The following is a 26,588-nucleotide window of genomic DNA, read 5'->3' on the forward strand; positions in this document are numbered from 1 at the left end:
ACGAACGGATGACCGCCCGCGGATCGGCGGCGAACGCCGCCGGAGTCCCGGCTCGGCGGTGAGGTTCCGAGGCCGCGAACCACGGGAGAGATCCCCGGGCGAGCGTCGGCGCAGTCGTCCGGATCTCCGCCGGCACGGCGTTCCGTTAGGCCTTTGCGCGCCGGGGCCCTCCGGTCGGTAGATGGAGTACTTGCAGCGTCGGGTCGGGCTGGTCGAAGACCGGATCGAGTCGGTCATCGACGACGTCGAGCCCGAGGAGCTGTCCGGTGAGGTGGGGCACGTCGTCCTCGCGGGCGGCAAGCGCGTCCGCCCCGCGGTGACCGTCCTCGCCTGCGAGGCGTTCGACGGCGACCCCGAGGAGGCGGTCGACTTCGCGGCCGGTATCGAGTTCGTCCACAACGCCTCGCTCGTGATCGACGACATCATCGACCGCTCCGAGGTCCGCCGCGGCACCCCCGCCGCGTGGGCGGAGTTCGGCTACGGCCCGGCGATCATCGCGAGTGACGGCCTGCTCGGCGAGGCGTTCGCGCTGTTCTCCGCCGAGCCGCGCGCGATGCGCACCGTCGCCGAGGCGATGGTCGAACTCGGCGAGGGCGAGGCGACCGAGCTCGCCGCGCGCCCGACCAACGAGGCCGAGTACATGGATCTGGCGCGCCGGAAGACGGGCGCGCTGTTCCGCGCCGCCGCCGAGTTGGGCGCGGTCGCGGGCGGCGCCGACCCCCACGCGATCGACTCGTTCGGCGAGTACGCGGAGCGCGTCGGCGTCGCCTTCCAGATGCGCGACGACGTGTTGGACGCCACCGCCGACGCCGACGACCTCGGCAAACCGACCGGACAGGACGCTGAGATGGACCGCCCGAGCGTCCTCCAGGTCACGTCGCTGTCGCCCGAGGAGATCAACGAGCGTGCCCGCGCCGAGTCGGAGCGCGCGCTCGCCGCCCTCGACGACGCCGATCCGCCCGAGACCGAGGCGATCGAGTACCTGCGCGACCTCGCAGAGTTCGTCGTCGTCCGCGAACGGTGATCGGAAGAAAGCGTTCGTGCGGTCAGATCCCGGCGCTCAGATCTCGTACTCCGCTTTCTCCATGAGGTCCGCGAACACCTCGGTCCCCATCGCCTCCTCGTAGACGATGGCAGTGAGCATCCCGCCGGGGTAGACGCCGCCGTTCTGGACGTGGTCCACCTTGTGGCAGTGCATCGGGTAGATTCCGGGGTCCGCGTCCGCCGCGAACTCGACGGTGTACCGCTCCGCGGGCGCGACGTTCACCACGTCCTCAGGTAATTGCAGTACCTCGGGGTACGGCGCGCCGTCCTTCTCCACCGTGCGGAACCGGTGGTTGTGCGTGTGCATCGGGTGCGACATGAACCCCGCGTTGACCAGGTGGAGCCGCACCGTGTCGCCCTCGCTGACGACGACCGGCGAGCCGTGGTCGGGGTTGAGCGTGTACGGCGCGACGCGGCCGTTGATCGTGAACGCGTCGGGGCGACGGTCCTGAACGTCGTAGCTGGCGTCCGCGCCGCCGTACGACCGTGAGAGCCGCGTGTCCCAGTCTTTCAGCGTCATGAACTGCTCGACGTCGGCTTCCTCGTACCCCTCGGGGTCGATCCGGAGGATCCCGTACATTCCCATGTCCATGTGCATTGGGGTGTTGAAGTGGCAGTGGTAGAGGTGGGTGCCGGGCACGTCCGCGCCGATCTGGTAGGTGTGCTCCTCGCCGGGCATCACGGTGATCCCCGTCGTGGACGGGACCCCGTCGTCCTTCCACGACTTCGAGACGCCGTGGAAGTGGAGCGTGTGCGGCATCTCCCCGCCGGTGTTGTCGAGGGTGATCGAGAGGTCGCCGCCCTCGGTCGCCCGGAGCACCGGGCCGGGGACGCTCGGTGTCCCGTCGTCGGCCTGGAACGCCCACGTCACCGGCATCTCGACCGGCCCGCCCAGCGATCTCCCGGGGTGGGCCGCGTGTCGGGCGTGGACCGAGCGCAGCGTCACCTCGCGGCCGCGCTCGTCGAGGTCGACGACCTCCGGCGACCCCGTCTCCGGGAGCGTCGGCCCGTCGTCGGTCGCCGGCGGGTCCGCGTCGTCGCCGGCGCTCGCGGTGGTGGTGGCCTCGTTCAGACAGCCCGCCAGCCCGGCGACGCCCGAGAGCCCCGCGGCCTGAAGGATCGTTCGTCGCGCGAAGCCGCCGTCGGAGACGGAGTCGTTCTGCGACATGTCTCAAGCGAGGGGGTGGGGAGAGATAACCCGGACGCGGCTTCCCGGTTCGAGACACGACGAGCGAACCAGTTCGTCCGCGAGCACATAAATGCGGCAGCGACCGCGGCGACCGGATCGCTCAGTCGTCCGCCGGCTCCTCGGCGGCCGCGTTCTCGCCGATGGGCTCGCTGTCCCAGTAGGCGTGGTCGTCGTCCGTTCGGAAGCAGGTCGCCGTGCGCTCCTCGCCGAGGTCGTACCCCGGGGGGGTCGACTCCCGGCAGGCGGCCCGCGCCTCCGGACATCGGGTGTGGAACCGACACCCGCTCGGCGGGTTCCGCGGCGAGGGCACGTCGCCGCGGAGCGTGGTGAACTCCTCGTCTCGCGCGTCCGTGCTCGCTCGCGGGACGCTCGACAGGAGCGCCTTCGTGTACGGGTGGGCGGGGTCGTCGAAGATCTCCTCGACCGGCCCGATCTCGACGATCTCGCCGAGGTACATCACCGCGACGCGGTCGCAGACGTGGCGGACCACGCCGAGGTTGTGCGCGATGAAGAGGAACGTGAGCCCGAAGTCGTCCTGAAGGTCTTCGAGCAGGTTCAGGATCTGGGCCTGAACGCTCACGTCGAGGGCGGACACCGGCTCGTCGAGGACGACGAAGTCGGGGTCCAAGGCGAGCGCGCGGGCGATCCCGATCCGCTGTCGCTGCCCGCCGGAGAATTCGTGGGGGTACCGGTCCATCTGGTCGGCGGACAGCCCGACGCGTTCGAGCAGGTCGCGGGCCGTCTCGCGCCGCTCAGCCCGGTCGGCCACGTCGTGGATCCGCAACCCCTCAGTGACGATGTCGCCGGTGGTCATCCGCGGGTCGAGACTGGAGAACGGGTCCTGGAACACGATCTGGGCGCGCCGGCGGAACTCCGTCAGCTCCCGCGACCCCATGCCCCGCACGTCCTCGCCGTCGAAGGTGATCTCGCCGGCGGTGGGCTCGCGGAGCCGCAACACCGTCTCGCCGGTCGTCGACTTCCCGCAGCCGGACTCGCCGACGAGCCCGAGCGTCTCGCCCTCGCGCACGTCGAAGGAGACGCCGTCGACCGCCTTCACGCTCTCCGACTCCTGTCCGAGTAGGCGGTCGACGAGCGACGGGTCGTCCGCGTAGTACTTTTTCAGCCCGTCGACGGAGAGCAGCGAGTCGCTCACTCGCCGTCACCTCCGTCGGCCGCGACCCCGTCGTCGGGATCGGCGGCGTCGCCCCCGTCGAAGTAGCCGTCGGGGAGCGCGTCGGCCGGGTCGTACTCGCGGTCCGCGAGGACGCACTTGGCGCCGTGGTCGGCGGCGGCCTCGACCGTCGCCTCGGGCGGCTTGTCGAGGCACGCCTCCATCGCCTTCGGGCACCGGTCCGCGAAGTAACACCGGTCGCCCATCTCGGCGTCGATCAGGCTCGGGACGTTGCCCGCGATCGGTTCGAGCCGCGCCCGCGGGTCGTCCACGTCCGGGATGGAGCCGAGCAGCCCCCGCGTGTACGGGTGAACGGTGTCCTCGAAGACGGAGTCGAGCGTGCCGCGCTCGACGATCTCGCCGGCGTACATCACGCAGACGCGGTCGCACATCTCGGCGATGACACCGAGGTCGTGGGTGATGAGCACGATGCTCATCCCGCGGTCCGCTTGGATCTCTTTCAGCAGGTTCAGGATCTGCGCCTGGATCGTCACGTCGAGGGCGGTCGTCGGCTCGTCGGCGATCAGCACGTCCGGCTCGCCGGCGAGCGCCTGCGCGATCATCGCGCGCTGGAGCATCCCGCCCGAGAACTGGCCGGGGTACTCGTCGACGCGCTCCTCGGGGTCGGGGATGCCGACCTGCCCGAGCAGCTCGACGGCGCGTTCCATGCTCTCCTCGCTCGTGTAATCTCGACCGGGGACGAGCCCGTCGAGGAGGTACTTCCCGAGCCCGTACCCCTGCGTCCGCGATCGGGTCGAGCGGGGGTTCGCCCGCGCCCGCCGCTGCACCTCGACCGCCTCGGCGATCTGTTCGCCGACGGTGATCGAGGGGTTGAAGCTGCTCATCGGGTCCTGGAAGATGACGCTAAACGAGGGGCCGCGCAGCGACCGCCGGACGCTGGGCGGCACGGTCCGGAGGTCGACGTGGTCGCCGTCGACCCCGACCCCCTCGGTCCCGCGGAACTCCTCGGCGAGGTCGGGGTCGCGGTACCACACCTCGCCGGCGGTGATCCGGCCCGGGGTCTCGACGAGGTCGACGAGCGACAGCGCCGTCACGGACTTGCCGGAGCCGGACTCGCCGACCACGCCGAGGATCTCGTCCTCGCGGAGGTCGAACGACGCCGACTCCACCGCGTTGATCTGCCCCTCTTCGGTGAAGAAGCGGGTCGAGAGGTCCCGGACCGACAGCACGTCGCCGGGCGCGGGCGCCCCGCTCGGCGTCGCCGCGCCGAGGCGTCCGGCGTCGGCGGTCGCCCCGCCGTCGGTCGCCGCGGTCGGCTCGCTCCCCGCCGGGTCGTCGTCCGGCCGCTCGGCGTCGCTCATGCGGCACCCCCTTCGCCCTCGATACCGGGGTCCAAGGCGTCACGCAGCCAGTCGCCGAGCAGATTGATCCCGATCACCGACAGCATGATCGCGAGCCCGGGGATGGAGGCGATCCACCACTGGCCGGAGGAGACGTAGTCGCGCCCCTGCGCGATGTCGAAGCCCCACGACAGCGTGGTCCCGGAGAAGCCGAGGAACGACAGCGAGCTCTCCAAGAGGATGATCGCCGCCACCTGCACCGTCCCGAGGACGATGATCGGCGTGATCGCGTTCGGGAGGACGTGCCGGAGGATGATCGTGTTGTCGCCGGCGCCGAGCGCGCGCGACGCCTTCACGTACTCCTGCCCGCGCAGGGAGAGCGCCTCCCCGCGGGCGACGCGGGCGAACCACACCCAGTTGACGAGGCCGACGACGATCACCACCGTTATCGGCAATACGAAGCTGCTCGGCATCTCCGGCGCGAGGCCGGCGACGACGAACGGGTCGGGGACGTTCACCGCCGCGCGGCCCCACAGCCCGATCAGCGCGACCGCCAACACGAGCGAGGGGAACGCGAGGCTGATGTCCGCGATCCGCATCAGCGCGTCGTCGACCCGTCCGCGGTGGTAGCCGGCGAGCAGGCCGACCGGCACCCCGATCGACGCCGCCAAGAGCGTCCCGAGGACGCCGACGACGAGCGAGGTCCGGGCGCCGTACACCACTCGCGAGAACATGTCGCGACCGAGCCCGTCGGTGCCGAACACGTGGGCCGGGTCCGCGGTGATCTCGACCTCCTCGGTGACGGTCTGGATCTCGCCGTCGACCATCTGCGAGGAGGTCCGCTCCTCCGTCTGCGAGAAGCCGATCGGCGGCAGCTCGCTCTGGTTGAGCTGTTGGTCGTTCGGGTTGTGGGGCGCGATGAACGGGGCGAACACGGCGGCCAACACGATGATCACCACCAGCGCCAGCCCGAGCTTCGCGAGCCCGCTCTGTCTGAACTCCTTCTTGAGATTGCGAATGACACGTGAAGAGACCATGTTAGTCGGTCACCACCTCCGGGTCGAGGTAGGCGTACACAACGTCGACGAGGATGTTGACGAGGACGAAACTCGTCCCGATGACGATGAGGCTCCCCTGGAGCGCGGGCCAGTCCCGCTGGTTGATGCTCTCGATGACCAGCGTGCCGAGCCCGGGCCAGGAGAACACCGCCTCGGTGATCACGGCGCCGCCGATCAGCGTCCCGAGCTGGAGTCCGAGGACGGTGATCACGGGGATGAGGGTGTTCCGGAGCGCGTGTTTGTATCGGATCAGCGTCCGCGGGAGCCCCTTGGCGCGCGCGGCCTGAACGTAGCCCTGGCTGAGTTCGTCCAGCATCCCGGACCGCGTCAGCCGGGTGATGAGCGCCATGAAGTAGGTCCCCAAGGCGATCGCGGGCAGCGTGATGTACGCGAGCCACGTCAGCAGCGTCCCGACGAACGGCTCGGCGTTGACGACCGAGAGGGCGACGTCGCCGACGTCGACCCCGCGGCCGCTGGTGTTGAAGATGTTGAACTCCACCGCGAAGATCAGGATGAGCATGATCCCGAGCCAGAAGTTCGGCGTCGAGATGCCGCCGAGCGACAGCAGTGTCGCGCCGTAGTCGACCGGGTCGTTCCGGTTCGTGGCGCTGATCACGCCGAGCGGGATCGCCAAGACGATCGCCACGACGCTCGCGGCGACGGCGAGTTCCACGGTGGCGGGGAGGCGTTCGAAGACGAGGGTCGTGACCTCCTGTCCGCGGATGTAGGACCGGCCCATGTCGCCCTGGAGCAGCTCGAAGACGTACCGTCCGTACTGGACGTACAGCGGCTGGTCGAGCCCCAGTTCGGCGGCGATCGCCTGCCGCGTCTCCTGTGACGCGTCGAGCGGCGCGACCGCGTTGATCGGGCTCCCGGGGGTGACGAACCGGAGCGCGAACACGACCGTGATGACGCCCCAGACGACGCCGATCCCCTGGAGGCTTCTTTTGAGTGCGAATCTGCCGAGTGACATTACTAACGATATGGAGAGGTGAGTCGCGTTACTGCTGGGTCGCCGTGTCCGGGTCGATGAACTCGTCGGCCCGCGGTTCCCAGGAGATGTCGCTGGAGACGCCGTAGACGCTGAACTGCTGGTGCATGAACACCCACGGCGCGAGGTCGTGGGCGAGCTGGTTCGCCTCCTGGAGGATGTCGACGCGCTCGTCGGGGTCCTCGGTCGCCTCGGCGTCCGTGAGCAGCCCGTCGAGCTCGTCGTTTTTTAGCACCGTCAGCGCGCCCTCGGAGGAGAGCAGCGGCGTCAGCGTCTGGCTGCCGTCGAACTCCGCGTTCCCCCACCCGAGGAGGTTGAAGTGCGGGCGGTCCTCGATGTTCGGCGCAGTGACGTCCTGAACGAGCGAAGAGAACTCACGCTGTTCGACCTCACAGGAGACGTTCGACAGCGAGTCGATCTGGCTGGCGGCCGCCTGCGCGATCTGGACGTCGCGGAGGTACCGGCCGATCGGCGTCTCGAGCGTAATTTCGACGCCCGCGTGCCCCGACTCCTCGACGAGCCGCTCGGCCTCGTCGGGGTCGTACGGATACGGGTCGATGTCGGGGTTGTAGCCGACGTGGCCGTCGAGGGTCGGCTGGGAGGTGATGTTGCCGAAGCCGTTGAGCACGTTCTCGATGATACTCTCGACATCGACCGCGTGGTTCATCGCCTGCCGGAACTGCTGGCTGGAGAACGGCTCCACGTCGTAGCGCATCTGGAGGAAGATGATCCGCGCGCTCGCGACGGAGTTGATCGTCGCCACGTCGGAGCTGTTCACCCGCGACACCTCGTTCGGCGGGACGTTCGTCACGATGTCCGTCTCCTCCGCGAGCAGCTGGTTGACCCGCGTGCTCGACTCGCTGGAGGCGGTCATGGTGAGCTCGTCGACCTCGGGCGCGCCGTCCCAGTACTCCTCGTTGGGCTCGTAGACGACTTGGTTCCCCGACTCGTAGTTCGTGAGGCGGAACGGCCCCGTCCCGTTGGCGTTCCGGTTGATGTAGTCGCCGCCGTTCTCCTCGACCCACGACTGCTGCATGATCGGGCCGTTCGTCGCGAACAGCTGGAAGGCGATCGGGTTGAACCCCTCGAAGGAGACCGTCACCTGCCCGTCGCCGGTCGTCACCTCGTCGACCAGGCCGAGGTCGTTGGACTGCGGGCTGACGATCCCGACGTCCTCGAAGACGATCCGGCGGATGCTGTACCGGACGTCCTGCGGCGTGACCTCGTCGCCGTTGTGGAAAGTGATCCCGTCGCGCAGCATGAACTGGACGCTGCCGTCCTCGGTGCGCTCCCACTCGTTGGCGAGGCCGGCGATGATGCCGCCCTCCTTGTCGCGGTCGAGGAGGCCCTCGTACAGCTGGCCGACGATGATCTCGGTGTTCGTCTCGGCGTGGTCCTGCGGGTCGAGCCCGGAGTCCATCTGGCCCATGGTGACGCCGAGTTCGAAGCTGTCGCCGCCGCCGTCGCCACCGTCACCGCCGTCGCCGCCACCGTCGCCGCCGTCGCCGCCGTCGCCGCCTCCGGAACAGCCTGCGAGACCGACAGCACCGGCCGTTCCGGCGTACTTGAGCACCGTCCGCCTGTCGACATGATCGTCGTTGTCAGTAGGCATAGGCGATCCCATACGATAGAGAGTTATGAACCTACCGGCAGACCCGGCCCCTTTCGGCCCGACTGCCAACGGTCCGTCGACGGTAGCGCAGACGGGTCGGGGGCGAGCGCGGGTACGCGGGACAGGCACGATACGAGTCGGAAACCGACGCTTATGTACGGACGTGGGCGGTAGCCGCGCGACATGGACGTACCCGATCCCGGACCGCGGTGGGGAGCGGTCGAGGAGGACGCGGAGTCGACGGCAGCGGCGTACCGAGAGCGCGGCTGGACCGCCGTCGCCGGACACCCCGGACAGGTGAACCCGGTCGCCGACGCGGCCCGCGTCGACGTGTTGTTACCGGAGTCGGAGTTCGAGGCGGCGCTCGAGGCGGTCGACGAGGCCGCGATCGACGGCGTCGACGTGTACGCGGGCGCCGCGGACGGCGTCGCGTACCGGCTGGTGGTCGCGACCGACGAGGCGGCGGCGGTGGCGCTCTGTATTCCGACGTACATCGGCGACGAAGACCTCGCCTCGCTGCGCGCGGCCGCGGCGGCGAACGGCGCGCTCACGGTCCGGCTGCGCCCGCTCGACGACCGCGACCACGTCGCGATCGCGATCGACGACCCCGCGGTGTTCTTCGACGCGCCCGAGTCGTGAGAACCACACTCGTGGGGTGTTCTCCCCGCGTGCGACTTCGACATGTTCATACTTGTGCGATCGCGATCATTAGTATGAACCGCGCAGAGAAGGCGGCCCTCCAGCTACAGGCGGTCGCCGTGTTGCGGATGCTGAAGGAGACGCGAACGTACGAGGAGCTGTCCGCGGTGACCGGGCTGCCCGCTGGCGACCTGAACCGGTACGTGAACGGGCACGTCCTGCCCGGCACCGACCGCGCGAGCGAGGTGGTCGAGTCGGTCGGGCGCGAGGCGCTCGCCGACGAGCTGGTCGCGCGCGTCGAGTTCGACGACGAGGGCTACGTCGACAACTCCGGCGTCGTCTTCGACCAGTCGTTCCTCGACCTCGTGGCGCCTGTGGCGGCGGAGACGTTCGAGTTCGAGTCGCCGGACGTGGTGTTGACGGCCGCGACGGACGGGATCACGCTCGGTGCGGCGATGGCCTCCTTCTTCGACGCACGCCTGGCGTACGCGAAGAAGTCGAAGGAGACCGCCGTCGAGGAGTTCATCGAGTCGCGCCAGCGGCTCGCTTCGGGCATCGAGCTCACCTACTACCTCCCCGCGAGCGCCATCGACGCCGGCGACACGGTGTTGGTCGTCGACGACCTGATCCGGTCGGGCGAGACCCAAGAGCTCCTCTTGGACATCGCGCTCCAAGGCGACGCTGACGTTACCGGCGTGTTCGCGCTCATCGCCGTTGGCGACGAGGGGATGGACCGCGCGCGAGCGATCACCGACGCGCCGGTCGGCGCGCTGACCACGTTCGAGTAGCCACGTTCGCGCATACTCTTCGAGAATAAACAGGACTTTTCCGCGTTTTAATGCGCGTTTGTGTATATCTGAGCGCTTCGTTCAGCAAAGCTTATCACTCGATCCCGGGGAACATCTACCCGTTCAATGGGCCTTTCAGACACGCTCGCCGAGCGGTTCGACGTGGAGTCGCACGGGTCGGACGTCCGCACCGAACTGGTCGCCGGGCTCACGACGTTCCTCGCGATGTCGTACATCATCGTCGTGAACCCGTTCATCCTGGCCGACGCGATCCAGATCCCCGGGTACGAGTTCTTCGAGGTGGTCCAGATGATCGCCATCGCGACCGTCCTCTCGGCGGCGGTGGGGACGGCCGTGATGGCGCTGTACGCGAACCGGCCGTTCGGGCTCGCGCCCGGGCTCGGGCTCAACGCCTTCTTCGCGTACACCGTCGTGCTGGGGCTCGGCGTGCCGTGGCAGACGGCGCTGGCCGCCGTCTTCGTCGAGGGGGTCCTGTTCATACTCCTGACCCTCGTCGGCGCGCGCGAGTACGTCATCCGGCTGTTCCCGGAGCCGGTGAAGCGCTCGGTCGGGGCCGGCATCGGCCTGTTCCTGCTTTTCATCGGGCTTCAGGAGCTCCAGATCGTCGTGCCGGACGAGGCGACGCTGGTCACGCTCGGCGGCGTCTTCGCGAACCCGTGGGCGATCCTCGGGGTCTTGGGGCTGGTGCTGACGTTCGTGCTGTGGGCGCGGAACGTCACGGGCGCCATCGTCATCGGCATCGCGACCACCTCGATTGCCGGCTGGGCGCTCACTCTCGGCGGCGTCTTCGCCCGCGGGACGGTCACGCCGGAGACGCTGCCGTCGGCACAGTACGACATCACGCCGCTCGCGGGCGCGTTCGTCGACGGGCTGGCGAACATCGACCCGCTCACGTTCGTGCTGGTCGTGTTCACGTTCTTCTTCGTGGACTTCTTCGACACCGCGGGGACGCTCATCGGCGTCTCGCAGTTCGGCGACTTCCTCGACGATGACGGCGACCTCCCCGACATGGACAAGCCGCTGATGGCCGACGCCGTCGGGACCACCTTCGGCGCGATGGTCGGCACCTCGACGGTGACGACGTTCATCGAGTCGTCCGCGGGCGTCGAGGAGGGCGGTCGCACCGGGCTCACCGCTCTGGTCGTCGCCGCGCTGTTCCTCGCGTCGCTCGCCGTGATCCCCGTCGTCGCCGCGATCCCCGAGTACGCCTCCTTCATCGCGCTGATCGTCGTCGGCGTGATGATGCTTCAGGGGCTCGTCGAGGTCGACTGGGACGATCCCGCGTGGGCCGTCTCCGCCGGGCTCACGGTCACCGTGATGCCGTTCGCCTACTCCATCGCCGACGGGCTGGCGGCCGGTATCGTCGCGTACCCGATCATCAAGCTCGCGGTCGGCGAGGGCGACGAGGTCGCGCTCGGGCAGTACGCCATCGCCGCGCTGCTGGCGGTCTACTACGTCCTCTCGACCGCCGATCTCATCCTCTGAGCGGGGCCGGGCGGGGCTCCTCCGGGCGCCCCGGCGGAGTCCTCTTGAAGCGTCGGAACGCAGACGGGAATGAGCGATCCGACCCATGTCTGACGCACCCGACGACGCCGACCGTTCCGTGACCGTCGCGGACCGCGAGGGACACGCGGGCGATCCGGTCCGCGAACTCGCGCTCGACTGCGTCGTGGCCGGCATCGAGGCGGCGCACCCGGCCGGAGTGGTCGACGACGCCCTCGCGCTGGACGGCGACCGGCTGACGGTCGCGGGCGTCGAGGACGCGAGCACGGCCCACGACGACGCGACGGCCGCCTACGACCTCGCCGCGTACGACCGCGTGCTGGTCGTCGGGGCGGGCAACGCGGCGGGCCACTTCGCGGCCGCGGTCGAGCGGCTCCTCGGCGGCCGGATAGCTGAGGGCGCGGTAGTCACGGACGACCCCGTCGAGACCGAGCGGGTCGCCGTCCTCCCCGGCGACCACCCGACGCCGAGCGAGACGGGCGTCGAGAGCGCCCGTCGGGTGCGGGCGCTCACGGCCGACGCCGGCGCCGACGACCTCGTGATTGGCCTGCTCACGGGCGGCGGGAGCGCGCTGCTGGCCGCGCCCGCCGACGGGATCGGGCTCGACGACCTGCGCGAGACGACCGAGGCGCTGCTGGCCAGCGGCGCGACTATCGACGAGATCAACGCGGTCCGCAAACACCTCTCGGCGGTGAAGGGGGGACGGCTGGCCCGGGCGGCCGCCCCCGCCGACGTCCTCGGTCTCGCGATCAGCGACGTGACCGGCGACGACCCGGCGGTGATCGCGAGCGGCCCGCTCTCGCCCGACCCGACGACCTACGCGGACGCGAACGCGGTCCTCGACCGGTACGGGGTCGACACCCCGGACGCCGTGACCGCGCGGCTCGATCGCGGCGCCGCAGGCGAGGTCGCGGAGACCCCCGAGACGGGCGACCCGGCGTTCGACGGCGTCGGGGTCCGGATCGTCGCGAGCGCGCGGACGGCCCTGAACGCGGCCCGGGAGGTCGCCGCGGCGCGGGGGTACGACCCGCTCGTGCTCTCCTCGCGGGTGCGCGGCGAGGCGCGGGAGGCGGCGAAGACCCACGCGGCGGTCGCCGAGGAGTGCCGGGCGGCGGGCGACCCGGTCGCTCCGCCCGCGGTCCTCCTCTCGGCCGGCGAGGTGACGGTGACGCTCGGGGCGGACCCCGGCGAGGGCGGGCCGAACGGGGAGTTCGCGCTGTCGGCGGCGGCCGAGCTCGACGCGTCGGGGCGCGACGGCGAGGGGATCGCCGTCGCGAGCGTCGACACCGACGGTATCGACGGCGCGACGGACGCGGCCGGCGCGCTGATCGACGACCGCCTCGTCGGCGACGGCCCCGAGGCCACCCTGGGCCGCGATGCGGCCGCGGCCGCGCTCGACGAGCACGACGCGTACCCGCTGCTCGACGGGGCGGACGCGCTGGTCCGCACGGGACCGACCGGGACGAACGTCAACGACCTGCGCGCGGTGGTGGTCGGCGGACGCGTTGCGGGGTCTGAGGCGAGCGGATCGCGTTCGGAAGGGACTAAGTGACGGCCGGCGAATTTTGCGGCATGCAGACGCTGCTCCTCAACGCGGACGACGTAGACGAGAACGCCGAGATGGACCGGGTAATCGACGCGGTCCGCGGCGCGTTTACCGCCTACGAGCGCGGCGACGCCAAGATGCCGGCGAAGTCGTACATCGACCTGCCCGAGTACAACGGCGACTTCCGGTCGATGCCCGCCTTCCTCGACGTCCGCGAGGAGGACGTCGCCGAGGAGACGGCGACCGGCGACGGGTGGGACGCAGCCGGGATCAAGTGGGTGAACGTCCACACCGACAACCCCGCCGACCACGACCTCCCGACCGTGATGGGGACGATGATCTACTCCGACCCCGAGACGGCGTTCCCGCTGGCGGTCCTCGACGGGACGACGCTGACGATGAAACGCACCGGCGCGGCCGCCGCGGTCGCGACCGACCACCTCGCCGTCCCCGACGCGAGTTCGCTCGGGATCGTCGGCGCCGGCGTCCAGTCGTACACCCAACTCGAAGCGATCTCGACGGTGCGGGACATCGAGGAGGTCGTCGTGAGCGACCTCGACGAGGAACGCGTCGCCGACTTCCTCGACGCCTTCGGGGACCGGTTCGACGTGCGCGCGGGCTCGGTCTCGGAGGCGGGCCACTGCGATATCCTCTCGACGGTGACGCCGGTCGAGAGTCCGATCGTCGGTCCCGAGGACGTGGGCGACCACACGCACGTCAACGCGATGGGCGCGGACGCGGAGGGGAAACACGAGCTCGCGGACGACCTCCTCGTCGACGCCACGGTCGTCATCGACGACCACGAGCAGTGCACCCACTCGGGCGAGATCAACGTCCCCTACGCCGCTGGGACGCTCACCGACGACGACATCTACGGCGAGATCGGCGAGATAGTCGTCGGCCGTCGGGCGGGCCGTCCCGGGACGCCGGGGACCCCCGCCGACGCCGACGGCGTGAGCGGCGTCAGCGTCTTCGACTCGACGGGGCTCGCGATTCAGGACGTGGCGGCCGCGCGCGTCGTCTACAAGCGCGCCGACGAGCTGGACAACGGGTACCCGTTCGACCTGCTGGGCCTTGACGGCTGAACGACGGGCCGCTTTTGTCTCCTCGCCGCGTACGCCGGCCGTGAGACTCGTCAGCGTCGCGGCGCTCGCGGAGAACCGGGTGATCGGGAGAGACGGCGAGGTGCCGTGGCCGCACATCGAGGCGGACGTGCGGCAGTACCGCGAGCGCGTCGCGGAGTCACCGGTGATTCTCGGCCGACGCACGTTCGACTCGATGCGCGGCGACCTGCCCGGACGCCGCCAGATCGTCGTGAGCCGGAGCGTCGACGCGGTCGACGCGCCGACGGCGCTCGTCGCGAGCGGCGTCGAGGAGGCGCTCGCGGCGGCCCGCGACGTCGTCGGGGACGCCCCCGCCGAGCGGGAGCGCGTGCCCGCCGAGACCAGTCCGGCGTCGGGGCCGGTCGAGGCGTCGGACGAGGGGGACGAGACGGTCTACGTCCTCGGCGGCGGCGGCATCTACGAGCTGTTCCAGCCGCACCTCGACGGGATGGCCCTCAGCCACGTCGAGGGCGCGTTCGACGGGGACACGTACTACCCGGCGTGGGACGAGGCGGAGTGGGACGTGGCCGAAGAGACGGCGTACGACCGGTTCACGCTGCGCGAGTGGGTCCGTCGGGCGCGCTGAGCGGGTTTCTCTCGGCCGTTTCGATCGCCCGCGACAGCGACTACGCCCCGCCGTCGCGCTCGGCCGCGTAGCGTTCGAGCTGGACGGCGGTGCTGTCGGCGAGGCGCTCGACCGCGGACTCGACCCCGTGCTCGCGGGCGTCAACCGACGCCTCGGCGGCGAGCGTCCGGACCGTGTCGAACGGACCGATCCGCGCGCCCGTCGTGGCCGCCGCGTCCTCGGCGTCGAGCAGCTGGTCTATCGCGGTGCGGTAGCCGGGGTTCTCGTCGAACCACCCCTGGCGGTCGAGCCGGTCGATCGCGCCCTCGTGGACCGGGAAGTAGCCGGTCTCGCGGTGCCAGCGCGCCTGCCGTTCCGGGGCCGCGAGCCAGGCGAGGAACGCCGCGGCGGCGCGCTGCTCCGCCGGCGACGCGCCGTCCGCGACCCACAGCGATCCCCCGCCGACGACGACGCCGTGCCGCTCGTCGGCGACCGGGAAGTAGCCGACGCCGACCGAGAAGGAGGCGCCCTCCCGCACGTCGACCATCGCGGAGGTGGAGCCGATGAGCATCCCGGCGCGCCCCTCCTGGAACGCCTCGCGGGCCTGCCCGCGGGCCTCGATGCCGGGGTCGTGGTACAGGCCGTCGGCGGCCATCTCGGCGATCCAACGGTAGATCCGCTCGCCGACGGGTCCGTCGAACCGGCTCTCCGCCGGCGTGCCGCCCCGACCGTTGTCGGCGTCGACGAGGGGTTCGCCGGCCTCGGCGAACCACTGCTCGATAAACCACGAGTACGTCGCGAACGTGATCCCCGTCTCGGTCGCGCCGCGCTCGACGAGCCGCTCGGCACAGCGCCGGACCTCGTCGAACGTCTCGGGCGGGTCGTCGGGGTCCAGTCCGGCCCGCTCGAACGCCGCCCGGTCGTAGTACAGCACGGGCGTCGACGCGTTGAACGGCATCGAGTGGAGCACCCCGTCCGTCCGGTAGTAGTTCGCGACGGGGTCGAGCAGGTCGGCGGCGTCGAGGGCGACGCCGGAACCGCTCGCGGCGGCGGGCCCGCCTCGGGCGACGCGCCCGGATTCGGCGTCGAGGAGGCGCTCGACGGGCGTGAACGCCCCGCTGTCGAGCGCGCGCTGGGTGCCGATCTCGTAGAGGTGGGCGATCGCCGGCGGCTCGCCCCGGTCCGCCGCCGCGAGCGTCGCCTGGAACGCGCCGCGGTAGCTTCCCTTCGAGGCGGGGCGGACCGCGACCCCGTCGGTCTGAGCGGCGAACTCGGCGGCGAACTCGTCGAGGAGCCGCGCCTTGCGGCCGCCGAACGCGTGCCAGAAGTCGAGGACGACCGCGTCGTCGTCGGCGGTCCCGTCGGCGTCGTACGCGTCGAGCGCGTCGTCTAAGGTCCCGGTCCGGTCGGCGAGCGTCGACGCGCCGGCGGCCACCTCCGCCAGCGACGTCTTCTGCGCGTGCGCGACCGCGGTGGCGTCGCCCGCGTCCGCGGCCGTCTCCTCGGCGAGGTCGCCGACCGACTCGACGGCGTCGACCACCGCCTCGATCGAGGTCGCCTGGTCGTCGGTCGCGTCGCGGATCTCCGCGACGCCGCTCGTCGTCTCCGAGACGTCGTCGGCGAGGTCGGTGAACGCCTCCAGCGCCGCCTCGGCCGTGCGGATCCCCTCGTCGGCGCGCTCGCGCATCTCGGCCATCTCGTCGACGGTCGCGTCCGTCTCCGCGCGAACCGACCGTATCGACGACTCGATCTCGCCGGTCGCCTCTCGCGCCTCCTCCGCGAGGCCCTTGACCTCCTCGGCGACCACCTCGAAGCCGGCCCCGGCCTCGCCGGCGCGGGCGGCCTCGATCGAGGCGTTGAGCGCGAGGATGTTCGTCTCGTCGGCGATGTCCTGGATCAGGTCGGTGACGTCCTCGATCGCCGCGACCTCCGACTCCAGCGTTTCGACCCGTTCGAGGGCCTCCTCGGTCCGCTCGTCGACGACGCGGAGGTCCTCGATCGCGGCCGTCGCGGCGTCGGTCCCCTCGTCGGCCCGCTCGGCGACGTCGGCCGCGGTCTCGGCCACCTGATCCGCGGAGGCGGCGACCTCCTCGGTGGCGGCCGAGACGGTCTGGAGCTCGCTCGTCGCGGCCGCGATGTCGTCGCGCTGGCGGGTCGCGGCCGACTCGATCTCGTCGACCGCGGCGTACACCTCTTCGCTCTGGTCTTTCGCCCGGTCGACGTTCGACCGGACGTGCTCGGTCGCGCCAGCGACCTCGTCGCCGAAGCCGTCGGCGTCGGACACCGTCTCCGCGACCCCCTCGACGAACTCGTTGAGCGTCGCCGCGAGCGCCGCCGCCTCGCCGTCGGTCTCCGCGGCCGGGAACCGGGCCCCGAGGTCGCCGTCGGCGAGCCGCTCCGCGACCTCCCGGAACGCCTCGGCCGGCACGTCGCCGTCGGACGTTCCCGACGGGTGCGCCGCCTCCGACGAGACGCCGCCGTCGGTGGTCGCGTCGGGGTCTGTCGTCGAGCGGTCTCCGTCGGCGGCACCGCGATCGGACGTGCCGCGATCGGAGCCTGTGCGTGCGTCGTCACTGTTCATTTGTCGTCACTCTCCGGCCGGGGTACATAAGATCGAGAGTCAGATTATTCCGACTGATAGCGACCGCGCGGACGGGAGGGGCGGGCGGGAGCGAGCGCGACCGGCGATGCCTGCTCAGGCCGACGGCTCCGCGTCGTCGACGGGCTCCGCGAAGCCGAACCGCGGCTTGACATCGGTGACCTCGACCGCGAGCGTCTCGCCGACGTCGGCGTCGACGAACAGGGTGTAGCCGTCGACGTAGGCGATGCCGTCGCCCTCGTCGCCCTCCTCCTCGACGGTCACCTCGATCCGGTCGCCCTCGGCGACCGGCGAGGTGGTGTACCCCTTCGCGACGAGGTACACCTCCGAGGAGGCGTCCCGCGAGGCGGGCGGCGAGACGGTCCGGACGTACTGGAACGACTCGCTCACGTCGTCGCGGAAGGCGTCGAGGTCCTCGCCCTGGAACACCTTCACGACGAAGTCGCCGCCGGTCGCGAGCAGTTCGTCGGCGGTGTCGAGCGCCTGCCGCGCGAGGTGGACCGACCGGGCGTGGTCGAGGGAGTACTCGCCGGTCATGTTCGGCGCCATGTCGCTCGCGACGACGTCCGCGCCGCGCTCGCCGACCGCCTCGCGCAGGTAGTGCCGGGTGCGCTCCTCGGTCATGTCACCGCGGATCGTCTCGACGTCGCCCTCGTCGAGGTCCTCGATGCGCTGGAGGTCGACGCCGACGACGGTGCCGCCCTCCCCGACCTCCTCGGCGGCGACCTGGAGCCACCCGCCGGGCGCGGCCCCGAGGTCGACCACGGTGTCGCCGGGGGCGAGGAGGTCCGCCTCCTCGTCGAGCTGTTTCAGCTTGTAGGCGGACCGGGCGCGGTACCCCTGCTGTTTGGATCGGTTGTAGTAGTCGTCTTTCCCGCTCATGGCGTCATCACCGCAGGCGGACGCGGGGCCACCGAGATCGGGGTGGAGGTAGCGCTCATACCCGTAACGACGGGGGCGACCGGGAAATGAACGTCGGATGCGGGCGACGGCGGCACAGTGCGACTCGACCGAGATCCGCCGCGGCGTCTCACCCGGAATTTCGCCGTGATGAGCGGAGACACATCGGTTGCGGGCGTCAATTGTTTTTTCAGCATCCGGCCTTTACGATGGCTGTTCAGATGACCACCGCAGGCGAGTCGACCGGCTCCACGGCCCGGCCGCGGGCGGACCTGCGCGCCGAGTTCGCCGACTGCGACCTCGACCGCCACCTCGCGCTGTTTTACGAGTCGACGGCGACCCAGCTCGACACCGTGGCCGCGTTCCTCTCGTACGGGCTCGAGACCGGGCATCGGTGCGTGTACCTCGTCGACGCGAACCCCCGATCGCGGATCGAGAACGCGCTGCGCGCGGAGGGCGTGGACGTGGCGGCAAAGCTCGACGCCGGGGACCTCGCGATCCGCGACGCGTCGGAGGTGTATCTCGACGAGGGCTTCGAACGCGACGGAACCGTCGCCGAGCTGCGGTCGGAGGCGGAGCGGAGCGCCGCCGAGGGGTACGAGGGGATGTGGGTCGCCGGCGAGAACACGTGGGCGTTCGACGGCGAGACATCGTTCGACGAGGTCGTCGACTTCGAGGTCGCGTTCGACGCCGCGTGTCCCGACTTCGCGGTGACTGCGCTGTGCCAGTACGACCTCCGTCGGTTCGACGAGGCGGCGGCCGCGAAGGCGCTTCGAACCCACCAGCAGATCGTTTACGACCGCACGCTGTGTGAGAACCCGTTCCACGTCTCCCCCGAGGAGTACCGCTCCGAGGAAGGGGGGGGCCGACGCCCGGATCATGCTGAAGCAGGCTCGCGGGATCGCGGAAAGCAACCGAGAGCTTCGTCGGCGCGAGCAGCGGCTCAGTGTGCTCAGCAGAGTGTTACGCCACAACATCCGGAACGACCTCAACGTCGTTCGTGGGGCACTCGAAGACTTGACGGGAAGCGAGTCGCTGACCGCCGCGGAGGCCGACCTCGTCGCCGCCGCCGCGAGACACGCGGACGCCGTCATCGAAACGGCCGAGAAGGCCCGGTACATCCAGCAGACCATCGGGAGTTCGGAGGTCGAGCCAACCCCTCTCGGGCCGGTGATCGAGCGGGCGGTCGAAGAGGTGCGGTCGGAGCACCCGAACGCACGGATCCGGACCCCCGACTCCTCGGATCAGGTCGTCCTCGCGGACGTGAACCTCGACATCGCCCTCGAAGAGGCGATCCGGAACGGAATCGTCCATCAGGACGATCCGGCGCCGACGGTCTCCGTCGCGGTGTCGACCCCAGCGAGCGAGCGGGTTCGCGTCGAGGTTCGGAACCCCGGGTCGATACCCGACCACGAGCTCCGGTGTTTCCGCGAGAGGGGTGAGACGCCGCTGGCCCACGGGAGCGGGCTGGGGCTCTGGCTCGTTCGATGGATCGTCGAGTCGGCTCACGGGACGGTCGAGTTCGCCAACGACGACGACCGAACGCGGGTCCGGTTCGACCTGTACCGGGTCGCCGACTGAACGCCGATCAGCCACCGTCGACCCGGGTCCGGCCGACTCGCCGCCCCTCGTCCGCGCCTGCGCCGTCGACCGCGAACCCCAACGCCGCGTAGAACTCAGCTAGGTCGGCGTCGAACCGGGCGGTGACGGTCTCGACCGCGGGGTCCGACTCGGCCCGATCGACCGCGGCCGCGACGAGCCGGGAGCCGATCCCCTCTCCTCGGCGCACCTGCCTGACCGCGACGGCGTCGACGTGGAGCCGGTCGGGATCGGGCCGCACGGCGACCAGCGCGCCGACGACTCCGCCGGTGCGCGTCGAGCGCGCGACGATGACGTCTCCGGCCGCGATGCGGTCGTCGACGGTGGCGGCGTCGGTCTCCAGCACCGCGGCGTCGAGGATCCGGAGGACGTCGAGCCGGTCGGCCGCGGTCGCCGGCTTCACGGTCACGTCCTCCGGCGCGGTCGGAAGGTCTCGGTCTTCGGTCACGCGTCGCCCGTCGCGCCGCCCTTGATCAGCCGGAGCACTCGGACCTCCTCGGCGTCGACGACGCGGTCGCCCGGGACCGGCGAGCCGTCGACGAGCGCCGACGCCTCCTGCGGGTGGTAGCCCGCGGCGCGGATCAGGTCGTCGTACGTCGCGTCGGCGGCGAGGCTGTACTCGTCGACCCCCTCGCCGACGACCTCGACGGTCACGTCCATGAGCGCGGTAGCGGGCGGGCGGGCGTCAATCGCACGGTTTCGGCGGGGCGCGTCGAACGGCTCAGCCGGCGTCGGGGGCGCGGCCGTTCCACTTCCAGAGGAACCACCCGACTGCGGCGGCGATCGCGACCGTCGCCAGCGCGCCGGGGCGGGGGACCGCGCCGGTCCACGCGTTAACGACGATCAGGCCGCTCGCGGCCGCCGAGACGCTGAGGACCGCGGCCGCGTCGCGGGCGAGGTCCGCCTCGCGCTCCGGCGGGAGGTCGCCGTCGTAACCGGCGATCAGGTCCACGGCGCCGCGGCGACAGATCGCCCACGCGAGGAGGAGACAGAAGCCGGTGACGTGGCCGACGACGACGGTTTCGACGATTGCCATGGCGGAGGGAAATGCTGCGGCGTGGCGGGGGAGTTGATCCGGCGGGAGCGATTCGAGCGGTCCGGCCGGCTCAGCCGTCCAACTCTTCGCGGAGCAGCCCGTTCACCTGACCGGGGTCGGCGCTGCCGCCGGTCGCCTGCATCACCTGGCCGACGAGGAAGTTGATCGCGCCCTCGTCGCCGTCGTGGTAGTCGCTCACGGCGTCGGGGTTCTCGTCGATGGCGGCCGCGACGGCGGCCTCGACCTCGCCGCTCTCGGCCTTGCCGAGGTCCTCGCGGTCGATGACCGTCTCGGGGTCGTCGCCCTCGTCGAGCATCTCGCGGAGCACGACCTCCTCGGCGTTCTTCACGGTCAGCTCGTCGGCGGCGACGAGCTCGATCAGGCGGGTGAACTCGTCGAGCCGCCCCTCCACGTCCGTGATCGCCATCTCGCGGTAGTTGAGCTCGCCGAGCAGGTTGTCGGCGACCCACGTCGCGGCGAGGTCGGGGTCGAACTCGCTCGCCACGTCCTCGAAGAAGTCCGCGACCGCCTTCGTGGAGGTGAGCTTGGAGGCGGCCTCGCGGTCTAACCCGTACTCCTCGCGGAAGCGCTCGCGGCGGGCGTCGGGGAGCTCCGGGATCGCGATCTGTTCCTTCCAGTCGGCCACCTCAAGCGCGGGCAGGTCGCCCTCGCGGAAGTAGCGGTAGTCCTTCTCGGCCTCCTTCGACCGCATGCCGACGGTGACGCCGCGGTCCTCGTCCCAGTGACGCGTCTCCTGTTCGATCTCGCGGCCGCGCCGGAGGACGTTCTCCTGTCTGGTGACCTCGTAGGCGAGCGCCTGCTCCGCGCCCTTGTGGCTGGAGATGTTCTTCACCTCGGCGCGGTTCACGTCGTCGAGCGCGTCGCCCGTGATCGACCCGTCGTCGGCAACGTACTCGGCGGGGACGAGCGAGACGTTAGCGTCGACGCGCAGGCTCCCGTCGCGGCCGGGGTCGAACACGCCGAGGTACTCCAGGACCTCCTCCAGCTTCGCGAGGAACGCGCGCGTCTCGGCCGGCGAGCGGAAGTCCGGCTCCGTGACGATCTCCATCAGCGGCGTGCCGGCGCGGTTGTAGTTCACCAGCGTGTGGGTCGCCGACTCGATGGAGCCGCCGGCGTGCTGGAGGCTGCCGGGGTCCTCTTCGAGGTGCGCGCGGGTGATCCCGATCGTCCGCGGGTCGCCGTCGACGCGGACCTCCAGCTCGCCGTCGGCGCAGATCGGCGCGTCGTACTGGGTGAGCTGGAAGTTCTTCGGGAGATCGGGGTAGTAGTAGTTCTTCCGGTGGAACGTGGTCGTCTCGGGGATGTCGGCGTCGATCGCCTTCCCGACCTTCACCGCGGCCTCGACGGCGGCCTCGTTGAGGACGGGGAGCGCGCCCGGTAGCCCGAGGCAGGTCGGACAGGTGCGCGTGTTCGGCGCCTCGTCGTCCTCGGGCTCCGTCGAACAGCCGCAGAAGATCTTCGTGTCGGTCTCGAGCTGGACGTGGACCTCCAACCCGATCACGACCGTCCGGTCCGTCGTCGCGGCCTGCGTACTCATTACCCGCCCGTTGTGAGCGGGTCGCCTAAATCGTGTCGGGACAACGGCCGCCGGGGCGAACGCCCGACGACGCTCTCAGATCCGAAAACCCGGTGGGAACGATTATTAGGAGGCCGCTCGTACCTTGCGCGATGAGTGAACCGACGACCTTCGCGGGCCCCGGCCGGGCCAGTGCGACGACGCGCCAGCGGCCGCCGCTCGGTCGCGCGAGACGAGCGGCCAACAGGGTGGATGGCCGCTGAGGGACCCGCCGACCGTGGGCGACCGCCGCGGTGCCGTCCCGTAACGGATGTCTGGTGAGCCGACGCTCCACCTCGGCGAGCCGGTGGACGCGGCGTGGGGAGAGCTCCCCGCGGAGACGCGCGTCCGCCGAGCGAGCGAGGTCGCGAGCGACGCGGACCGGGACCCGGACCGGAGCGTCGATCCGGCGAGGGTCGTCGTCAGGCTGTTCGACGACGAGACCCGAGGTGACCGCGACGCGCCGGAACTGAACGGCGACGGGGCCGCGGGCCGGGGGCTCTCGGTCGAGCGCGACGCGGCCGCGCTCGACCGCCTCGAATCGGTCCGCAACCGCTACCCGGACGCGGCCGTGCTCGCCTACTCGGCGGGCGACGACGCGGACGCAGCCATCGACGCGAGCCGGCTCGGGATCGAGTACGTGTCCGGGCGACGGCTCGCGGCCGATGGCGAGACGCTCGCCGACCGCGTGGAGGCGATCGATGGCGGACGCGACGACCGCGACGGAGCGGGGACAGGGCCGGCACACGACGGACCCGGACCGGAACCGACGACCGCGGGCGGGCGGGAGTTCCTCGAACCGTTCGTGCGGATCGTCTCGGACCGGTGCGCCGACCTCGACGAGCAGGTCGACGCCCTGCTCGACCTCGGGCGAGACTACCTCGACCTGTCGATCGGCTACTCGTCGCGGGTCGAGGGCGACCGGATCGAGATCCAGCGGTACCGGGACTCGACCGGGCTCGTGGAGTCGATCGCGGCGGACGAGCTCGACGGCGACGGGACGCTCCCGCTGGAGCTGACCTACTGCCGGCGAACGGTTCGCGGCGGTGCCGGCGCGGGACCGGAAAGCGACGGGGCGCCCGGAAGCGGCGAGGAGAGCGGAGGCGACGGAGCGACCGAAGGCGGGTCGGAGACCGGAGGCGACGGCGCGGCCGAGGGCGACTCGGGCGTGGTCACGATCACCGACCCGGAGGCGGCGGGGCTGGCCGGCGATCCGGCGTACGAGCGGTCCGGCGTCGGCAGCTACGTCGGCGGTCGGGTCGTCGTCGACGGCGAGGTGTACGGGACGCTCTGTTTCCTCGACGTCGAGCCCCGCGACCGCCCGTTCGACGCGTCGGAGCGGCTGTTCGTCGAACTGCTCGCGGAGTGGCTCGGCGGCGCGATCGAGCGCGAGGTGGTCCGCGAGGAGCGGGCGGCGGCCGTCGACCGGTTCGAGGAGACGCTCGACCGGATCGAGGACGGGTTCTTCGCGCTCGACGACGAGTTCCGGTTCACCTACGTGAACGAGGCCGCCGCGACCCTGCTCGACCGCGACGCCGACGAGCTGATCGGCGCCGACATCTGGGCGGAGTTCCCGGCGGCGCTCGGGCGGAAGTACGAGCGGAACTACCGACGGGCGATGGAGACCCAGGAGGTCGTCTCCTTCGAGGACCGGTACGAGCCGCTCGACCTGTGGACCGACGTGACCGCCTACCCCTCGCCCAACGGGCTCTCCGTGTTCTTCGCCGACGTCTCCGAGCGGAAGCGCCGCGAGCAGACGCTCGAACGGCTGCTCGGGACCGTCGAACGCGTCCAGCGGGAGAGCGATGCGGACGGGGTCGCCGAGCGGCTGGTCGAGGCCGCGGACCAGATCCTCGGCTACCAGATAAGCGGCGTGCGGCTCTTCGACGAGGACGCGGACCTGCTCCGCCTCGCCGCCACGAGCGAGGGGATCGGCGACGCGTTCGCCGCCAGCCGGGACCCGCGACCGCCGAGCGAGGGGATCACCGGTGCGGTGTTCCGAGACGGCGAGACGTGGGTGTGCGACGACCTCGCGACCGACGAGCGGCTCGCGTCGATCGGCGGCGGCCCGTCGAACGGCGACCGGACCGAGTACCACGGGATGCGGTCGTTCGTCGCGGTTCCGCTCGGGGACCACGGCGTGTTCATCGTCGGGTCCAGGGAGCCGGACGCCTTCGGCGAGAGCGACGTCAGCGTGCTCGAACTGCTGGCGACGAACGCCGTCGCCACGATGGACGCCAACGACCGGCGCCGGCGGCTCCGGACCTACGAGGACGCGCTGAAGAACGTCGACGACATGGTGTGCGTCCTCGACGGCGACGGCGCCGTCACCTACGCCACCGGGCCGTTCGCCGAGTGGGTCGGCGCCGGCGGCACCGGGGACATCGTCGGTCGGCGGCTCGACGCGCTCGTCGCCCCGGACGACGCGGAGCGCGTGGTAGACGCGGTCGGCGCGCTCACCGGCACACCGGCCGAGGTCGCGGGCGGTCGAGAGCCGACGAGGACGGTCGACCTGAGCGTCGAGCGCGACGGCGATCGCGGACCGCGGCACGGCCGACTCCGGCTGTCGTCGCTGTCCGACCGCGGGGGCGGCGTCGTCGGATCGCTGTCGGACACGACCGACCTCTTCCGGACGCGGACCGAGCTGTCGGCCGAGCGCGACCGCTTCCGGCGGCTGTTCGACCGCATTCCCGACCCGGTGATAGAGGTCGTCTTCGAGGACGACGAGACGGTGATCGACGGCGCCAACCCGGCGTTCGAGACGCAGTTCGGCGTGGACGAGGCGGCGCTGCGCGGCCGGACGATCGAGGCGTTGGACATCCACGACTACCGGCTGGGAGACAGCGTCGAGGCGAGCGTCGTCGAGGCGGCGGACCTCGACGCGCTGGTCCGCGAACACGGCTTCGCCGCGGAGGAGATCAGACGACAGACCGTCGAGGGGCCGCGGGAGTTCCTCTTCCGCGGCTTCAGCTACGAGACCGAGGGCGACCGGCGCGCCTTCGGCATCTACACCGACATCACCGACCGGAAGCGCCGCGAACGCTACGTGCGGATCGTCAACCGGATCCTCAGGCACAACCTGCGGAACGAGCTGAACGTCGTGTTCGGCTTCGCCGGCGAAATCGCCGATCGGACCGACGACGACCGGATCCGCGACTACGCCCGGCGGATCGAGACCACGGGCAAGCGGCTGACCGACGTCGCCGAGGGGGCCGGGACCCTCCGGGGGATCGTCGAGGAGGGGTACGCGACCGACCCCGAGCCGGTCGACGTGGGACCGATCGTCGAGGCGGTCACCGCGCGACACGCGGCCGATCGGCCGGACACGCGGATCACCGCCGACGTGCCGGCGGGGATCGCGGTGCGCGGCGACGACCGCCTCTCGGTCGCGATCGATCACCTCGTCGAGAACGCGGTCGAACACGGCGGCGACGCGCCGCGCGTCGCGGTGAGCGCCGAGCGCGACCCGGACGGCGGGGTCGTGCGTGTGAGCGTCGCGGACGACGGGCCGGGAGTACCGACCGCGGTACGGGAGGTGATCACCGGCGCCCGCGAGGTGACCCAGCTACAGCACAACACCGGCGTGGGGCTGTGGATCGCCGCGTGGGTCGTGGAGGCGTACGGCGGCGAGATCCGGTTCGACGACGGCCTCGGCGGCGGGGGAACGACCGTGACGCTCGTCCTGCCGGCGGCGGAGTGAGCGGGGCGGGAAGGAGACGAACCCCCTCCGCGTTCCGACCAGTTTATTGTCGGCCGCGGCCCTTCTCGGCGTATGACCGACGACGACCGACGACGCGAGCTGATCGCGGCGCTCACCGCCGCCGACGCCGTCCGGTTCGGCGAGTTCGAGCTGTCCCACGGCGGGACGAGCGACTACTACGTCGACAAGTACCTCTTCGAGACCGACCCGGACGCGCTGACGCTCGTCGCCGAGGCGTTCGCCGACCGGCTGGCCGACGCCGACGCGAAGCTGGCGGGAGTCGCGCTGGGCGCGGTCCCGCTGGTGGCGGTGACGGCCGCCGAGCTCGGTCGTCCGTACGTCATCGCGCGCAAACAGGCGAAGGAGTACGGCACGGGCAACCGGATCGAGGGGCGCCTCGGCGACGGCGAGGAGGTCGTCGTGATCGAGGACATCGCCACCACGGGGCAGTCCGCTGTCGACGCGGTCGAGGCGCTGCGGGAGGCGGGCGCGACGGTGGACCGCGTGCTGGTCGTCGTCGACCGCGAGGAGGGCGCGGAAGCGCTGCTCGCCGAGCACGACATCGAGCTGGAGTCGCTGCTCACGGCGACCGAACTGCTGGCGGAACGGGACGAGAACGCGGAGTAGCGGCGATAGCGGCGGTCGTC

General features: G+C 71.1%; 22 protein-coding genes and 1 pseudogene. 11 read left to right on the plus strand and 12 right to left on the minus strand.

Annotated elements, in window-relative coordinates; all coding sequences use genetic code 11:
- Positions 1–181 precede the first annotated feature (181 nt).
- The gene (locus EXE41_RS00525) at positions 182–1,024 is read left to right on the plus strand and encodes a polyprenyl synthetase family protein (protein ID WP_049931403.1); all 843 of its coding nucleotides are present in this window, start codon (positions 182–184) and stop codon (positions 1,022–1,024) included.
- Between the two features lie 36 nt (positions 1,025–1,060).
- Here EXE41_RS00525 and EXE41_RS00530 read toward each other — a convergent pair whose 3' ends face one another.
- The 6 genes from EXE41_RS00530 to EXE41_RS00555 form a co-directional block, all read right to left on the minus strand.
- Positions 1,061–2,212 (minus strand): multicopper oxidase domain-containing protein, encoded by a 1,152-nt coding sequence (locus EXE41_RS00530; protein WP_137690009.1) that lies wholly within the window; start codon positions 2,210–2,212, stop codon positions 1,061–1,063.
- Between the two features lie 121 nt (positions 2,213–2,333).
- Positions 2,334–3,386 carry an ABC transporter ATP-binding protein gene (locus EXE41_RS00535; protein ID WP_049931402.1) on the minus strand — a complete coding sequence of 351 codons (1,053 nt, stop codon included), beginning with the start codon at positions 3,384–3,386 and terminating at the stop codon, positions 2,334–2,336.
- On the minus strand, positions 3,383–4,726 hold the full coding sequence (locus EXE41_RS00540) for an ABC transporter ATP-binding protein (RefSeq protein ID WP_241987163.1): 1,344 nt from the start codon (positions 4,724–4,726) through the stop codon (positions 3,383–3,385). The genes EXE41_RS00535 and EXE41_RS00540 overlap by 4 nt, the downstream gene beginning before the upstream one ends.
- Entirely contained in the window at positions 4,723–5,742 is a 1,020-nt protein-coding gene (locus tag EXE41_RS00545; RefSeq protein ID WP_049931401.1) for an ABC transporter permease, read from the minus strand. The genes EXE41_RS00540 and EXE41_RS00545 overlap by 4 nt, the downstream gene beginning before the upstream one ends.
- A 1-nt stretch (position 5,743) precedes the next feature.
- Positions 5,744–6,736 (minus strand): ABC transporter permease, encoded by a 993-nt coding sequence (locus EXE41_RS00550; RefSeq protein ID WP_049931400.1) that lies wholly within the window; start codon positions 6,734–6,736, stop codon positions 5,744–5,746.
- A gap of 28 nt (positions 6,737–6,764) precedes the next feature.
- Positions 6,765–8,366: an ABC transporter substrate-binding protein gene (locus tag EXE41_RS00555; RefSeq protein ID WP_086216183.1), complete on the minus strand. Its 1,602-nt coding sequence runs from the start codon at positions 8,364–8,366 to the stop codon at positions 6,765–6,767.
- A 183-nt stretch (positions 8,367–8,549) separates the two neighbouring features.
- On the opposite strand from EXE41_RS00555, the gene EXE41_RS00560 reads away from it, so the two are divergent.
- From EXE41_RS00560 to EXE41_RS00585, 6 genes are all read left to right on the plus strand, one after another.
- Positions 8,550–9,005 (plus strand): hypothetical protein, encoded by a 456-nt coding sequence (locus EXE41_RS00560; RefSeq protein ID WP_086216806.1) that lies wholly within the window; start codon positions 8,550–8,552, stop codon positions 9,003–9,005.
- A gap of 74 nt (positions 9,006–9,079) precedes the next feature.
- Entirely contained in the window at positions 9,080–9,793 is a 714-nt protein-coding gene (locus tag EXE41_RS00565; RefSeq protein ID WP_004598137.1) for a phosphoribosyltransferase family protein, read from the plus strand.
- A gap of 126 nt (positions 9,794–9,919) precedes the next feature.
- Positions 9,920–11,299 carry an NCS2 family permease gene (locus EXE41_RS00570; protein ID WP_049931397.1) on the plus strand — a complete coding sequence of 460 codons (1,380 nt, stop codon included), beginning with the start codon at positions 9,920–9,922 and terminating at the stop codon, positions 11,297–11,299.
- Positions 11,300–11,384: 85 nt separating this feature from the next.
- The gene (locus EXE41_RS00575) at positions 11,385–12,869 is read left to right on the plus strand and encodes a glycerate kinase (protein WP_137690010.1); all 1,485 of its coding nucleotides are present in this window, start codon (positions 11,385–11,387) and stop codon (positions 12,867–12,869) included.
- 20 nt (positions 12,870–12,889) lie between these two features.
- Positions 12,890–13,948, plus strand: coding sequence for an ornithine cyclodeaminase family protein (locus EXE41_RS00580; protein WP_137690011.1), 1,059 nt, complete (start codon positions 12,890–12,892; stop codon positions 13,946–13,948).
- A 40-nt stretch (positions 13,949–13,988) separates the two neighbouring features.
- Complete coding sequence (locus EXE41_RS00585; RefSeq protein ID WP_089308050.1) at positions 13,989–14,552, plus strand: dihydrofolate reductase; 564 nt, start codon at positions 13,989–13,991, stop codon at positions 14,550–14,552.
- A 40-nt stretch (positions 14,553–14,592) separates the two neighbouring features.
- Here EXE41_RS00585 and EXE41_RS00590 read toward each other — a convergent pair whose 3' ends face one another.
- Both EXE41_RS00590 and EXE41_RS00595 read right to left on the minus strand, forming a co-directional pair.
- Positions 14,593–17,112, minus strand: coding sequence for an extracellular solute-binding protein (locus EXE41_RS00590; RefSeq protein WP_137690012.1), 2,520 nt, complete (start codon positions 17,110–17,112; stop codon positions 14,593–14,595).
- Positions 17,113–17,226: 114 nt separating this feature from the next.
- Positions 17,227–18,012: a 23S rRNA (uridine(2552)-2'-O)-methyltransferase gene (locus tag EXE41_RS00595; RefSeq protein ID WP_086216509.1), complete on the minus strand. Its 786-nt coding sequence runs from the start codon at positions 18,010–18,012 to the stop codon at positions 17,227–17,229.
- 239 nt (positions 18,013–18,251) lie between these two features.
- Between EXE41_RS00595 and EXE41_RS19980 the strand changes: the two are divergent.
- Positions 18,252–18,755, plus strand: a pseudogene (locus EXE41_RS19980) (MEDS domain-containing protein); the annotation flags it as partial.
- A 154-nt stretch (positions 18,756–18,909) separates the two neighbouring features.
- Positions 18,910–19,611 carry an ATP-binding protein gene (locus EXE41_RS19520; RefSeq protein ID WP_137690013.1) on the plus strand — a complete coding sequence of 234 codons (702 nt, stop codon included), beginning with the start codon at positions 18,910–18,912 and terminating at the stop codon, positions 19,609–19,611.
- Between the two features lie 7 nt (positions 19,612–19,618).
- On the opposite strand, the gene EXE41_RS00610 is transcribed toward EXE41_RS19520, so the two are convergent.
- The 4 genes from EXE41_RS00610 to gatB form a co-directional block, all read right to left on the minus strand.
- Positions 19,619–20,077, minus strand: a complete 459-nt coding sequence (locus EXE41_RS00610) for a GNAT family N-acetyltransferase (RefSeq protein ID WP_086216507.1) — start codon at positions 20,075–20,077, stop codon at positions 19,619–19,621.
- The gene (locus EXE41_RS00615; RefSeq protein WP_049931388.1) at positions 20,074–20,289 is read right to left on the minus strand and encodes a ubiquitin-like small modifier protein 2; all 216 of its coding nucleotides are present in this window, start codon (positions 20,287–20,289) and stop codon (positions 20,074–20,076) included. Before EXE41_RS00615 ends, EXE41_RS00610 begins: the two co-directional genes overlap by 4 nt.
- Before the next feature lie 61 nt (positions 20,290–20,350).
- Entirely contained in the window at positions 20,351–20,665 is a 315-nt protein-coding gene (locus EXE41_RS00620; protein ID WP_049931387.1) for a hypothetical protein, read from the minus strand.
- Positions 20,666–20,735: 70 nt separating this feature from the next.
- Entirely contained in the window at positions 20,736–22,223 is a 1,488-nt protein-coding gene (gatB, locus tag EXE41_RS00625; RefSeq protein WP_137690014.1) for an Asp-tRNA(Asn)/Glu-tRNA(Gln) amidotransferase subunit GatB, read from the minus strand.
- A 289-nt stretch (positions 22,224–22,512) separates the two neighbouring features.
- On the opposite strand from gatB, the gene EXE41_RS00630 reads away from it, so the two are divergent.
- Both EXE41_RS00630 and pyrE read left to right on the plus strand, forming a co-directional pair.
- Positions 22,513–25,941: a PAS domain-containing protein gene (locus EXE41_RS00630; protein WP_137690015.1), complete on the plus strand. Its 3,429-nt coding sequence runs from the start codon at positions 22,513–22,515 to the stop codon at positions 25,939–25,941.
- A gap of 72 nt (positions 25,942–26,013) precedes the next feature.
- Positions 26,014–26,568, plus strand: coding sequence for an orotate phosphoribosyltransferase (gene pyrE / locus EXE41_RS00635; RefSeq protein ID WP_049931385.1), 555 nt, complete (start codon positions 26,014–26,016; stop codon positions 26,566–26,568).
- The last annotated feature ends 20 nt before the right edge of the window (positions 26,569–26,588 follow it).

The sequence above is a fragment of the Halorubrum sp. SD690R genome, from assembly GCF_005435035.1.
Taxonomy (GTDB): domain Archaea; phylum Halobacteriota; class Halobacteria; order Halobacteriales; family Haloferacaceae; genus Halorubrum; species Halorubrum ezzemoulense.